The sequence below is a fragment of the Bacillus paralicheniformis genome, from assembly GCF_001042485.2.
Classification (GTDB): domain Bacteria; phylum Bacillota; class Bacilli; order Bacillales; family Bacillaceae; genus Bacillus; species Bacillus paralicheniformis.
In genome coordinates this window covers 18,490-31,257 of sequence record NZ_LBMN02000039.1, presented here as the reverse complement: position 1 = coordinate 31,257, position 12,768 = coordinate 18,490, and the positions used below count along the sequence as shown (strand labels likewise).

15 protein-coding genes are annotated in these 12,768 nt (G+C 47.9%); 5 read left to right on the top strand and 10 right to left on the bottom strand.

The window, feature by feature from the left end:
- The first annotated feature begins 31 nt into the window (after nucleotides 1-31).
- On the top strand, nucleotides 32-628 hold the full coding sequence (locus ACH97_RS22195; protein WP_020450577.1) for a hypothetical protein: 597 nt from the start codon (nucleotides 32-34) through the stop codon (nucleotides 626-628).
- A 178-nt stretch (nucleotides 629-806) separates the two neighbouring features.
- Here the strand turns inward: ACH97_RS22195 and ACH97_RS22190 are convergent, their stop codons facing one another.
- The 3 genes from ACH97_RS22190 to ACH97_RS22180 form a co-directional block, all read right to left on the bottom strand.
- Nucleotides 807-1,910 (bottom strand): glycerol dehydrogenase, encoded by a 1,104-nt coding sequence (locus ACH97_RS22190; RefSeq protein ID WP_020450576.1) that lies wholly within the window; start codon nucleotides 1,908-1,910, stop codon nucleotides 807-809.
- 174 nt (nucleotides 1,911-2,084) lie between these two features.
- Entirely contained in the window at nucleotides 2,085-2,876 is a 792-nt protein-coding gene (gene pdaA / locus ACH97_RS22185) for a delta-lactam-biosynthetic de-N-acetylase (protein WP_041817427.1), read from the bottom strand.
- A gap of 110 nt (nucleotides 2,877-2,986) precedes the next feature.
- Nucleotides 2,987-3,172 carry an SE1561 family protein gene (locus tag ACH97_RS22180; protein WP_003179806.1) on the bottom strand — a complete coding sequence of 62 codons (186 nt, stop codon included), beginning with the start codon at nucleotides 3,170-3,172 and terminating at the stop codon, nucleotides 2,987-2,989.
- Between the two features lie 143 nt (nucleotides 3,173-3,315).
- Here ACH97_RS22180 and yfkAB point away from each other — a divergent pair, with 143 nt between their 5' ends.
- Entirely contained in the window at nucleotides 3,316-4,437 is a 1,122-nt protein-coding gene (yfkAB, locus tag ACH97_RS22175; protein WP_020450574.1) for a radical SAM/CxCxxxxC motif protein YfkAB, read from the top strand.
- Nucleotides 4,438-4,726: 289 nt separating this feature from the next.
- On the opposite strand, the gene ACH97_RS22170 is transcribed toward yfkAB, so the two are convergent.
- From ACH97_RS22170 to ACH97_RS22160, 3 genes are all read right to left on the bottom strand, one after another.
- Complete coding sequence (locus ACH97_RS22170; RefSeq protein WP_020450573.1) at nucleotides 4,727-5,518, bottom strand: YfkD famly protein; 792 nt, start codon at nucleotides 5,516-5,518, stop codon at nucleotides 4,727-4,729.
- Nucleotides 5,519-5,584: 66 nt separating this feature from the next.
- Nucleotides 5,585-6,640, bottom strand: a complete 1,056-nt coding sequence (cax, locus tag ACH97_RS22165; protein ID WP_020450572.1) for a calcium/proton exchanger — start codon at nucleotides 6,638-6,640, stop codon at nucleotides 5,585-5,587.
- 104 nt (nucleotides 6,641-6,744) lie between these two features.
- On the bottom strand, nucleotides 6,745-7,125 hold the full coding sequence (locus ACH97_RS22160) for an OsmC family protein (protein WP_020450571.1): 381 nt from the start codon (nucleotides 7,123-7,125) through the stop codon (nucleotides 6,745-6,747).
- Nucleotides 7,126-7,225: 100 nt separating this feature from the next.
- On the opposite strand from ACH97_RS22160, the gene ACH97_RS22155 reads away from it, so the two are divergent.
- On the top strand, nucleotides 7,226-8,404 hold the full coding sequence (locus ACH97_RS22155; RefSeq protein ID WP_020450570.1) for an MFS transporter: 1,179 nt from the start codon (nucleotides 7,226-7,228) through the stop codon (nucleotides 8,402-8,404).
- Nucleotides 8,405-8,615: 211 nt separating this feature from the next.
- Here ACH97_RS22155 and ACH97_RS22150 read toward each other — a convergent pair whose 3' ends face one another.
- From ACH97_RS22150 to ACH97_RS22140, 3 genes are read right to left on the bottom strand one after another with little or no spacing between them, the layout of a single operon-like run.
- The gene (locus ACH97_RS22150; RefSeq protein WP_020450569.1) at nucleotides 8,616-9,431 is read right to left on the bottom strand and encodes a YihY/virulence factor BrkB family protein; all 816 of its coding nucleotides are present in this window, start codon (nucleotides 9,429-9,431) and stop codon (nucleotides 8,616-8,618) included.
- Entirely contained in the window at nucleotides 9,428-9,778 is a 351-nt protein-coding gene (locus ACH97_RS22145) for a hypothetical protein (protein ID WP_020450568.1), read from the bottom strand. The genes ACH97_RS22150 and ACH97_RS22145 overlap by 4 nt, the downstream gene beginning before the upstream one ends.
- A 22-nt stretch (nucleotides 9,779-9,800) precedes the next feature.
- Nucleotides 9,801-10,271, bottom strand: coding sequence for a low molecular weight protein-tyrosine-phosphatase (locus ACH97_RS22140; protein ID WP_020450567.1), 471 nt, complete (start codon nucleotides 10,269-10,271; stop codon nucleotides 9,801-9,803).
- A gap of 183 nt (nucleotides 10,272-10,454) precedes the next feature.
- Here ACH97_RS22140 and ACH97_RS22135 point away from each other — a divergent pair, with 183 nt between their 5' ends.
- Nucleotides 10,455-11,813 (top strand): alanine/glycine:cation symporter family protein, encoded by a 1,359-nt coding sequence (locus tag ACH97_RS22135; protein WP_020450566.1) that lies wholly within the window; start codon nucleotides 10,455-10,457, stop codon nucleotides 11,811-11,813.
- 91 nt (nucleotides 11,814-11,904) lie between these two features.
- Entirely contained in the window at nucleotides 11,905-12,120 is a 216-nt protein-coding gene (locus ACH97_RS22130) for a DUF1128 domain-containing protein (protein WP_020450565.1), read from the top strand.
- Between the two features lie 38 nt (nucleotides 12,121-12,158).
- Here the strand turns inward: ACH97_RS22130 and ACH97_RS22125 are convergent, their stop codons facing one another.
- A complete protein-coding gene (locus tag ACH97_RS22125) occupies nucleotides 12,159-12,674 on the bottom strand; it encodes a type 1 glutamine amidotransferase domain-containing protein (RefSeq protein WP_020450564.1) in 516 nt (171 codons plus the stop codon).
- Between the last annotated feature and the right edge of the window lie 94 nt (nucleotides 12,675-12,768).

The window sequence follows — 12,768 nt, the reverse complement described above, 5'->3', positions numbered from 1 at the left end:
CGACTATTTCTATAACTGAGGGGGGAAAGAAATGAAGGTACATACAGGGCTTGCCGGCATCTTCTTGATCGTTCTCGGCTTGTTGATTAGCGCCGAAAATCATCAAAGCGTGTCTGCTGCAGACGCGCTTTCGGACTTTTTCAGACTGCCTGTCCGCAATTTAGTGGTTCTGATCTGCATGTTGATGCTCATCATCGGCTTCATTATGGCGTGGCGCCATTATTATGGAGTACCGTGGATCCGCTTTAAGCTGTTTTTGTTTATTATCGGCATTTCAGTATTTTACCCGCTGGTTACAGAACAGCTGATGCTCTTTCAAAAATGGAATGCACAAGGCGATGATGCCGTGGAATATATGAAAAAGAGAAGCACTTGCAGCTATCAGAGCGATATGGAGGAAGGAAACATGGACTGTGAGGTGAAAGTGAACAATTACGGAAAAAAGACCGAACGCATCCAGCTCATCCCTGATATAACGAGCGAATTTGACTTTCAGCCGGAAGAGCTGGAACTGTCTCCGCATTCACAAGAGACGTACAGCGTCACCTTTAAGGCTCCGGGAAATGAGGATGTGTATGAATCAGGGATAGAAGAAGAGCCGAGGATGAAGGTTGAAGTGGTGAAATGAGCGACTTCACTCGAGTCAAGCAGCACGCTTTTGGAAACTTTTAAAAATATTACATGGAAGAGAAGGTTTAGAAGTAAAAGGTATACAGAAAAAACGAACTGCAAACAGCCGCTTCACAAACTAATAGACAAACCTCAAAGAAAAAAGCCGCTCCTTCACGGAAGCGGCTTTTCGTCTATTAATCGCGATAAGATTCTGCAATCGCGTTGGCGGCGACGATCGAATTGTAGACATCGTCAGGGGTGACTGGGAACGGCATGTTGCCCATTGTGTCGCCTTCTGCGCAAGCGCTTTGAGCGACTTGGCGCCATTCTTCTTCGACAAATTCGTCGACTCCGAGGTCTTTTAATGTCAACGGCAGACCGACGCCTTTGATAAAGTCAATGACGGTCTCCAGCTCTTCGGCCGGCGCGTTTTCAAGAACGAGCTGTGCCAAAAGGCCGAACGTGACTTTTTCGCCGTGCTGAGCTCTGTGCAGAGAAGGAACGGCTGTCATTCCATTGTGGATCGCATGTGCGGCGGCAAGACCGCCTGATTCGGCGCCGACGCCGCTTAAATAGATGGTCGCTTCTATTGTGTCTTCAACGGCTCGTGTAGAAACGCCATGCTTGATCGCCTGCATCGCTTTTACGCCGTTTTCCAATAGCGTATCGTAGCAAAGGCGGGCAAGTCCCAATCCAGTTGTTGAAGGTTTCATCAGCACGAGGTTGTCGCCGTTTGCTTTAAAGCAGGCGCGCGCTTCAAAATACGTCGCCAAGGCGTCTCCGATACCGGCTGCGAAAAAGCGCGGCGGCGCGGATGCCAAAATGTCAGAATCCGCGAGAACGACATCTGGGTTCGTCGGCAAAAACAGATATCGGTCAAACGATCCGTCATGTTTATAAATGACAGCAAGGGCCGTACATGGAGCATCTGTTGAAGCAATTGTCGGGAAAATCACAACCGGCAGCTTCTCGTAATAAGCGGTGGCCTTTGCTGTATCAAGCGTTTTTCCCCCGCCGATCCCAACGATGATATTAGCGCCTGCATTGCGTGCAAGCTCCCGGTTACGATCGATTTCTTCCTGTGTGCATTCGTAATTGAATTTTTCAAAAACAGCTTGATTGCCGGCTTTCTGAATCGAATTCCCCGCTTCTTTTTGAGCGCGTTCTAAAATGAATTCATCGCAAATGATATATGCGTGATCACCATAATCTTCAATGTAATCGTTCAAGTTCTCAAGGAGTCGTTTTCCTGTAATAAATTTTTTAGGCGATGTGACTGATTTTACTAATTTTGACATGGTAATTCCCCCTTCACTATCAATGATATACCTATTTTCTTTTTAAATCTAGTAATATATGTATATAGAATGGATTTTTATTCTATGGAATTGACTAGGGGAAATAAAAGAGCCTGAACCATCAACTTTTCCGCTCAAAGCAAAAACCCCGTCTCAGCGTCCGGGGCATTTCTTTCAAAAGGGCTTTAGCATCATAGATTTTTCAAACATCAGGTCATCAAGGCTTTTAAATGTATAGCCTTCTTTTTTTAAGTCGGTGATCGCCTGATCAAGCGCTTCGGCATTGTCTTTCGAGACGGTGTGAAGCAAATAGACGGCGCCGGGATGGGCCTGTTTCATCATATTGTCGTACGCATAGCGCCACCCTTTTTGGGCATTGATTTTCCAATCGACAAAAGCAACAGACCAGAATACCGTTTGATAACCGAGCTTTTTCGTTTCTTCAAGCACCCGCTCGCTGAAAACGCCCCGAGGCGGCCTCAGGTAGAGGTTGTTTTTTTTGCCTGTGATTTTGTAAACCTCCTCATCGACCGATTCCAATTCCTCTTGTATCACGCGGCTTGTTTTCGTCGTGAGATCCGGATGGTGATAGGAATGATTCCCGATGATATGTCCTTCCTCGGCCATTCGCTTGATCAGCTCCGGCTGATCTTTGACAAAATGGCCCGTCACAAAAAAGGCAGCTTTGACGTTTTGTTTTTTCAGAACATCTAGCACCTTAGGGGTGTAGCCATTTTCATAGCCGTTATCAAAGGTCAGATAGATCGTTTTTTCCTTTGTGTTGCCCAAATAAAAGGCGTCGTACTGCTGCAAAAGGCTGTTCAGCTCTTGTCCCGCATCTGCCGGCTGATGGTTTTTGCTTTTTGAAAAGCCCCAATGGATCGGCTTGTTGGAAATCGCTTCAGCATTGCCGCTGAAGGCCAGCATCAGCAGGAATCCGCAGCATAAGGCAAAGAATCGTTTCATCATCTTCTCGCTCCCAGTTTTTCTTTTTTCTTATTGTGCAGAAGGGCTGAGCTTTTCATACCAAGCAACACTTGGAAAACAAAAAAACCGCGGCAAAGAATGCAGCGGTTTTATTTCCAGTCTTTTTTAAAGCGCTCGTATTTGGCTTCCAAGTCGTCGAGCATGCTGATCAGTCTGTCAATATCTTCAAGGTCGGTCGATTCCGGGTCTAAAGAATCGATGACTGACATAAACATATCCAATCTGTTTTTTAAATAATTGACTTGCTGTTCTTTGTCATGTACTGCGTTACCCATGATTCTCCTCCTTTTGTTCCTTTATCGTAGCCTATAAACGGCCTTTTTTCAATCATCCATGACTTGCACGCCTCAAGGATCAGGTCTAAAATGAATAGTTGGGCTATATTAGTATGTCCTATCATAAAGGAGTTAGATATGTCATGACAGAAAAAACGCAGGTTCGTCCGATTACCCCGGAATATGATCCGTGGGAAGCCTACATGGACGTTGACCAATATGGAGATATACAACTGACGAACGTTGAATTTACGACGACGACTCTTTGCAATATGCGCTGCGAGCACTGCGCCGTCGGGTATACGCTCCAGACGAAGGACCCGGACGCGCTGCCCGTCAGCCTTCTGTTGAAACGGCTTGATGAGATTCCCCGCCTTCGTTCTTTAAGCATTACGGGCGGCGAGCCGATGCTTTCATTAAAATCCGTAAAGGAATATGTCGTTCCTTTATTAAAATACGCTCATGAACGCGGCGTGCGGACGCAGATCAACTCAAACTTGACGCTCGATATCGGGCGCTACGAGCTGATCATCCCCTACCTTGATGTGCTTCATATTTCCCACAACTGGGGAACAGTCGAAGACTTTGCAGAAATCGGCTTCGCCATGATGGATAAAAAGCCGACGTTTGCCCAGCGGGCGCGCTATTTCGAAAAAATGATCGAAAACAGCCGGACGCTTGTTGATGAAGGGGTTATGGTATCCGCCGAGACGATGCTCAACAAACGGACGCTTCCTCACATCGAGCATATTCACCGGCAAATTGTCGAAGACATGAAATGCCAGCGCCATGAGGTTCACCCGATGTATCCGAGCGATTTTGCAAGCGCGCTTGAATCTTTAAGCTTACAAGACATGAGGAAAGCGATCCACCGCCTTCTTGACATTCGCGACGAAAATACGTGGATGCTGTTCGGCACCCTGCCGTTTTACGCGTGCAGCCCTGATCCTGAAGACCACGCTCTTTTACAGCGGCTGCGCGAAGCGAAAAATGTCACGGTCAGAAACGACCCTGACGGCAGATCGCGCCTGAACGTCAATATTTTTGACGGCAATATCATCGTGACCGATTTCGGAGATACTCCGCCGCTCGGCAACATTCAAACCGACAGCCTGCCAAGCGCCTATGCGAAGTGGAGAAAAACAGAGCTTGCCAAGGAGCTCAACTGCCACTGCCCGCACGTCCGATGCCTCGGGCCGAATGTGCTCGTCAAAAACAGCTATTATCAAGATGTTGATTTTACTTCCAGAACAGCAAGAGTATGAAAAAGCAAGCCGCAAAAGGCTTGCTTTCAGATTGTTGACAAAATCCCAAAACGACTTTTTGTTTTGGGATTTTGTCATCCTTTCAGCGTGATTGAAAACCCTTGCAGTCTAGGAAGGCCGAGCATCGGAGCTGACTTTCACAGGAGGTGATGACGGCGGCGTTCAGGCAGGACGCCTGGACGGTTAGCCGCCGATCCTTCTCCTATTCGTGAGCACCGACGCGCAGGCCTGACAACGAATGCGAGGGTTTCTCGACACGCTGAAAGCAAGCCGCAAAAGGCTTGCTTTTTTATTTCGGCTGATGGCTGAGCTGAAAGCCGAATGTGAGGTGATCCTGTACAGGAATCCAGGCGCCGATTCCTTGCGAGGTGATATTTTTGACGACCAGCTTTCTTTTGTTGCCTTTTAATACAATGTACACTTCACCGTAGGTGACCTTCCCTTTTTCATTGACGGCAGGTGCATAGGCGTGTAAATTCCCCAGCTTTTTCGGCTGCACTTTATAAATCTGATCGCGTTTTGTGCCGGCGCCGACGACTGTTTCAAAGGCGAGCGGCAGCTTTGTTTTTTCCATGGCTTCAAGCATCATCATGTTTTTGACATCGTCCGCTTTCGGGACTTTCGCTGTTAAGCCGCCTTTGATTTTGCTCGTCTGTTCCTGGGAATACGTGAGTTCGGCAGGTGCTTTCCCGCCCCGGTTGTCAAAGCGGTTTGTGTTGATTTTGCGGTATTCCCAGTTCGCAACGGTTTCATTCGAGGTATACCCGAGCGCCCATCTGCCCAAATAGATCGTCGCTCTGTAGCCGATTGCCAGCGGTGTGCCGGAAATGCTTGACTCATTCAGCATTTTGATGAGATGCGGATTTTCAATCGCGATATCGGTTGTTTTCAGCAGCTCTTCAGCCAGTTCGCTCGGCTGCAGCCTCGGCTGATCCTGGGAGGCGTTAGGGTATGTGTTCTCTTTGGAAATATTCGTGACAGAGCTTGGAATCTTGATCGGCTTGGCTGCATCAGCTTCCTGTACAGCGAAAAAACTAAAGGATAAAAACGCAGTTAGCGTAAAACACAAAAGCTTTTTCATACTATCACTCTTTCTGTTTCTTTTCCCTTATTGTTTTCCGGATGCTCTCCGTTTATCCCCATTTTTTTAAAGAAGGAAAAAACCGATTCCCATGATGATATAAGCAGCCAGCAATGTCGCGCCCTCAAACCAGTTCGTATCCCCGTCGTTTGAAATGACGATCATCAAAAGGACGGCGGAAGCCATGGCGACGAGTTCCGGCAAGGTAAAGACGAGCGGCATGCTCACTGGAAAAAACAAAGAGCTGATCACAAGAACGGGTGCGACAAACATCGCGATCTGCAGCGTTGATCCGATCGCAATTTCAACTGCGACATCCATTTTGTCCTTATAGGCCATAATGACGGCGGAAGCATGCTCTGCCGCGTTTCCGACGATCGCGACAATGATGACCCCGATGAAAAGCTCCGACCAGCCGAATTGTTCGGCCACCGTATCAAATGTGTGAACGAGGTGCTCGGAAATGTAGGCAACGGCAACGGTCGCCAAAAATAAAATCAATGTTGCCCTCTTTCCCGACCATTCCGGCTCTTCATGCGATTCTTCCCGCTCATTTTGATTCGTCTGGTAAACCCCGCGGTGGCTGACAAGCTTGAAATAAAGCGCTGCCAGGTAAAGCAAAATCATGATGATGCTGATGCCGACGCTCATCGACAGCTTCCTCGGCTCTGTCATTTCGGCTGAAAATACTTCAGGGATGACGAAAGCGACAATCACCGCGAACATGAGCAAACCTGAATTGTGTCTCGCATCATACACGTTGAATTCCTGGCGCTTATATTTCAGGCCCCCGATGAAAAACGACAGGCCGGCGACCAGGAGAAGGTTGCCGAGGACAGATCCTGTCAGCGATGCGAGCACAATGCCGGTCAGTCCTTCCCGCAACGCGAAGATCGAAATGATCAGCTCAACGGCGTTTCCGAACGTCGCATTTAAAAGGCCCCCGATCCTCGGACCCGCAATAATCGCAAGGCTTTCGGTGGCTCTTCCCATATAGCTTGCAAGCGCGATAATCGTCAGGCAGTATATGATGAACAATAAAACCTGCGGCCAATGCAACATGCTCCCTGCGACAGAAAGGGGAACTCCCGCAGCCATCATCCAAAAGAAAAAACGGCCCATTTTTCATTCCTCTTTTCTTTTTTGGTGTAGGTTATTTTTGTGCGAACTTTTCAGTTTATATACAGCATACTGATCTATTCCGCATTGACGCAGGTTTTTAAACATCAGCGAATCTGAAATGTTTCGATGATCTTGATGCTGTTTTCAACAGATCTCACCATGGCACAATTTTTCATCGCTACTTTCAGCGCCTTTTGAATTTGTTCTGCACCGAGGTTTTCTCCCTTCAATATGAAGTGAAGATGGATGCTTTTGATGCGGCCCGCCTCTTCGGAAATGCGTTCTTCTTTTGTCTCGATGGTCATATCTTTCAGCTGTATCCTTTTCTTTTCCAATATGTTATGAAGAACGGTTCCGCTGCATGCCGCAATCGAAGCGGCCAGCAATTGATAAGGCCTGAATCCTGCTTCTTCATTGCCTGATATCTTAAGCTTTCCATATTCCAGATCAGCCTCAAAGCCGTTCTGATTCCACACGATTTCCATGATTCACACCTCTTTTGACAGAAAAAGAAAAATCGCCTTGCCTAAAAACTTGTGAAAGTTGTACGATCAAAGAAGGATTACGGATAAGGAGAATCGGCCGATGACTAGATTTCACTTTTTCATTCTCGTTTTGATTGTCAGTATATCAGGTTTTTCGCAAGGGATGCTCCTTCCTGTCATCTCTGTTATTTTCGAACAGGAAGGCCATTCGGCTGCGCTGAACGGTCTACATGCGACAGGCCTCTACATCGGCGTCCTGATCGCTTCGCCGTTTATGGAAGCACCGCTTCGCAGGCTCGGTTTTAAACCGCTGATCGTCATCGGCGGGGTGATGGTCTGCGCGAGTTTGTTCGCCTTTGTTTTTATTCAGTCGTTTATCGTCTGGTTCTTTTTACGGCTCTTGATTGGAATCGGGGATCATATGCTGCACTTTTCAACGCAAACTTGGGTGACCACATTATCGTCTGAAAAAAACCGCGGCCGCAATATCTCTTTGTACGGCCTTTCGTTTGGTTTGGGATTTGCTGCCGGTCCTTTTTTAACGCCGCTTGTCAACATTGCCCCGTCATTGCCGTTTATCGTCTCAGGTGCATTCAGCCTGCTGGCGTGGCTGTTTATTTTTTGCCTTCAAAACGATTTTCCTGAGAAAAGCGGCTCTGAAAGCCGCAGCGATAACAGCTTGAAGCGCTTCGTCCAAGCCTTTCTGCTAGGATGGGTCGCGTTTTTGCCGACATTCGGCTACGGCTTTTTGGAAACCGCCCTGAACGGCAATTTTCCCGTCTACGCTCTCCGCTCGGGCATTTCCGTCGAAGGCCTATCAATTATTCTTCCGGCTTTTGCGATCGGAAGCATCGTCTTTCAGTATCCGCTCGGCGTGTTGAGCGACAAGTATGGAAGACGAAATGTGCTCCTTGTCATATTGGCTGTCGGGGCAGGCTGCTTCTTTGCGGCAGGCTTTTCCGATTCTGTCCCCTTGCTTGCGGCATGTTTTTTCATAGCCGGAATGGCTGTTGGATCAACTTTTTCACTCGGCATCAGCTTTATGGCCGACCTGCTTCCAAAACGCCTTCTCCCGGCCGGAAACTTGATGTGCGGAATCACCTTCAGCTTCGGAAGCATTTTCGGCCCGGTTGCCGGCGGCTGGTATATGCAGACATTTCATAACAGCAATCTGTTTTATTTGATTACAATCGTGATGGTGTTGATCTGGATCGGGGTGCTCTTTGGCAAAACGAAGAAAAACGGCGCTCTCGAACAATCTGAGGCGGCGCCAATGTAAAAAAGGCCGGCTGCTTACTATAGGCAGCCGGCCTTTTCGAAAACGTCAGGCAGTTTTAATGATATCCGTTTTGTCCGTTGGCGCTTCCGCTCGTTTTGTTTTTCGAACTTTGCTTTGAATTTTGTTTATTATGGCTGCCGCCTTTTTTCGTGTGTTTTGTCATGATGATCCCTCCGCTTTTGAACTCATGAAACGTTCTTTTATAGATTGCTCATTTCCGCGGATTTTCTTCAGGAATGATTTTACGTTTATGTAAAAGGGCGTTGATCTCCCCTCCAAGAATAATCATCATTCCGCTTAAATAAAACCAGATCATCAGGACGATGATGCCGCCGAGGCTTCCGTATGTTGCGCTGTAGTTTGCAAATTCGCTGACGTAGTATGAAAACAGCATGCTGACGAGGATCCAGCCGGCTGTCGCTGCAACGGCTCCCGGAAGCACGAATTTAAATGACAGCCGCTTATTCGGGGCAAAAAAGTATAAAGCCGTAAAGACGATCAGCAGCACAAGCGGGCTGATTCCCCAGCGGAGCGCTGACCATGCCGCTAGAAACATTTCCGGCGTACCGTCCAGATTGGCGATGAAATGGCCGATGGCCCTCCCGAATACCGGAAGAAGAAGCGCGACCAATATGGTGAAAACCATCGCGGCGGTCAGGAGGAGTGATGTCAGCCGAACCATGATGAATGAGCGGTTTTCCTCCACTTCATAAGCATGATTAAAGGCTCTGACAATCGCGTTCAATCCGTTTGACGCAGACCAGAGCGCCGCGATGATCCCGAAAGAAAGCAGGCCCCTGTTTCCTGTATTGAGCGTCTCTTCAATAACGGACATCGTGTCTTCTGGAGCATACTGTTCAATCAGCCCGATGACATCGCCCGTTTTGACAGGCAGGTAGCCGATCAAAGTCAATAGGAAAATCATAAACGGAAACAGGGACAGCAGGAAAAAGTAGGCAAGTTCCGCCGATTTGCTCGGCCCTTCATGAAGGAAAAAACGCCAAGCCAGCTCTTTCAAAAAGCTCATTCTTTTTCCGGCTCCGTACGCCCTTTGGATTTAGCTGTGAAGTGATCCCTCGTTTCCTCGATCAGACCGATCACTTTTGGCGTCGTCTCTTTCAGTTCTTTCATCTGTTGATTTAAGAAGCTTAAATCGTCCGATATGGAAGCGGTCAGTTTTTTGGCTTCGTCCATTTTTTCTTTCACGCATTCGGTGAACATTCCGGGATTTGCGCGGTAAAGGCGGACTTTGTTTTTGCACGCGTCAAGCTTTGCGCCGCACGCTTCTCTGGTCGGTTTGTGCAGCAGTGACATAACCGCCCCGACCGAAGCGCCGAGGAGGATATTTCTGATGAAAACGCGGTCGTTTTTCATAAAAAATCTCTCCCTTCGTTTTTTATAATTTGTGTTCTTTTCGAATGTCCTTTAGCAATTCGCTGCATCCTTTCGCGACGAGTTCGTACACCTTATCAAAGTTCCCGGTGTAGTATGGATCAGGAACATCTGCCGTCTCACAGTCCTCGACATAGTCGAGCAGCCTCCGGATGACGGCTTTGCTCCCGTAGCCGGCAAGGCTTCTCACATGGCCAGCGTTTTCGGCATCCATCGCGATGATATAATCGAACGCTTCCGGGTCTTTGTCGGTAATCTGCCTCGCGTAAAGGCCTTCGCAGCTTATCTTTTTTGCAGATAGCAGCGACCGTGTGCCTTCATGAGGCGGTTTTCCGACATGCCAGTTCCCCGTCCCCGCCGAATCGGCTTCAATTCGGTCCTCCAGTCCGCTTTTTTTGAGCATGTCGTTAAATACAGCTTCTGCCATCGGAGAGCGGCAAATATTGCCGAGGCAGACAAATAGCACTTTGATCATCAAACAAGAGCCTCCTCTATTCTTTCCCCACATTTCAGAAAGAAAAAACACTTTTGCTTTTATACTAAAGATTTTTTTGTTTTTTTCAACTTTGGGAAGAAAAGATGACAATGCTATTGACAAATCTAACAAACTTTCAGAATATTCTAGTTAGACACAAAATTAAAGGGGGATATTTCGCCTATGGATTTTATTTCACATATTGTAGATACAATGAACGGTTTTTTATGGGGACCTCCGCTTTTGATCCTCATTGTTGGAACAGGTATTTATTTGACTTTCAGGCTGGCTTTTTTGCAGATCAGACTTTTGCCTTACTCATTAAAGCTTGCCTTTTCAAGACATCAGGATAAATCCTCCGAAGGCGATATTTCCCACTTTCAGGCGTTGATGACTGCCCTTGCCGCTACGGTCGGTACCGGGAATATCGTCGGTGTCGCCTCAGCTGTCATTGCCGGAGGGCCTGGCGCCGTGTTTTGGATGTGGCTCGCCGCCTTTTTCGGAATGGCCACGAAATATGCCGAAGCGGTGCTTGCCGTCAGATTCCGCGTGAAAGACAAAAACGGCGAAATGTCAGGCGGCCCGATGTATTATTTGGAACACGGCCTCAAGCAAAAGTGGCTTGGTGTGTTATTTGCCATATTCGGGGCGCTTGCCGCTTTCGGAATAGGCAATATGGTTCAGTCAAATTCTGTATCCGGAGTCATGAGCTCCACATTTTCCGTGCCTGCCTGGGTAACCGGCATCATTGTCACGATTTTTACAGCACTTGTCATTCTCGGTGGGATTAAAAGCATCGGCAAAGTCACCTCGCTGTTCGTGCCGATCATGGCTTTATTTTATGTCATCGCCGGATTGATCATTCTTGTCACAAACTTTGAACTTGTCCCCGGCGCGGTCGGTTTAATTTTTTCTGACGCGTTTACCGGCCAGGCCGTGGCAGGAGGCGCGATCGGAACCGTGATCCGCTGGGGCGTGGCGCGGGGCGTATTTTCAAATGAAGCAGGGCTCGGCTCGGCGCCGATCGCGGCAGCCGCGGCAAAAACTGATATGCCGGCTCGCCAAGCGCTTGTCTCTATGACCCAGGTTTTCATCGACACATTGATTGTCTGCTCGATTACGGGGATATCGATTGTCATGGGAAACATGTATCTGACAGAAAAAAACGATGCGCTGACATCGATGACATTCGCACATTTTCTCGGCCCTGCGGGATCGACAATCGTTGCGATCGGTCTGCTGCTGTTCGCTTATTCGACGATTTTGGGCTGGTCGTACTACGGAGAAAAATGCTTCACCTACCTGCTGAATGAAAAATATGCGATCGTCTACCGTGTCATCTTTGTGATCGCCGTCTTTTTCGGAGCGGTCTTTAAAAATGACTTTGTCTGGGCGCTCGCCGATATGCTGAACGGTCTGATGGCGATACCGAACCTGATCGGCCTGCTCGGTTTGACAGGGATTGTCATCTATGAGTCCAAACAGATCCTTGCCAAAATCAAAGCCGAAAAAGCGGAAAAGCAAAACAGCGTATCCGTTTAAACCGGAGATGCTTTTTGACAGCCGTCCTTTTCTTCTCGCTTAATTCTGTTACAATAAAGACTACAAAATCAGTGAGAAAGGATGTGCCTTCTTGTCAGAGCAGAAAACAGCCGAGCTTAACAAAATGATCGAAGAGATCTCGCAAAAACTAAACATGCTGAACATCGGCGTCATCAAAGCTGAAGCCTTCAGCAATGAAAAGCTTGAAGATCTTGAATACCTGCACAAAATGGTGATGAAAAAGAAATCTTTCAGTCCGAGCGAAATGCAGGCAATCGCAGAGGAACTGGCTGCACTCCGAAAATAAACATAAAAAAGACCGGAAATCTATTCCGGTCTTTTTCATTAGCCGAGCAGCTTCAAAGATTCGCGTGTAAACGCAGGGATGTCGTCAGGCGTCCGGCTTGTAACAAGCTGGTTCTGGCAGACGACAACTTCCTCGTCCTTAAATTGAACCCCGGCGTTTTCCAAATCGACTTGAATCGATGTGTAGCCTGTTGCACTGCGTCCGTCCAGAGCCTTGGCGGTGATTAAAAGCTGCGGGCCGTGGCAGATCGCAAACACCGGTTTTTTGTCATCCATAAAGGATTTCGCAAACGATACGAAACGCTGGTCGGCTCTGAGAATATCCGGCGAAAATCCGCCTGGAATCAACAGCGCGTCAAAATCGGCCGGGCTGACTTCATCAATGGACGCATCTGTTTCCACTTGCGCCTCGCCTTGCTTGCCTTTCAGCGTTTTGCCTTTCTCTTTTTCAATAACCGTAAGCTGGTGCCCGGCGTCTTTGAACGCTTTCGCAGGCTCGGTATACTCCGAATCCTCAAAGTAATCTGTCAGAACAACTGCAATGTTTTTGCTCATATTTGATCACCCTCCCAAAAGCTTCTGTCTACATAAATCCATTTCCCCCTGCCACACTAAATAAAACATCCGCACGTTCCTCGCGACAAAGTAC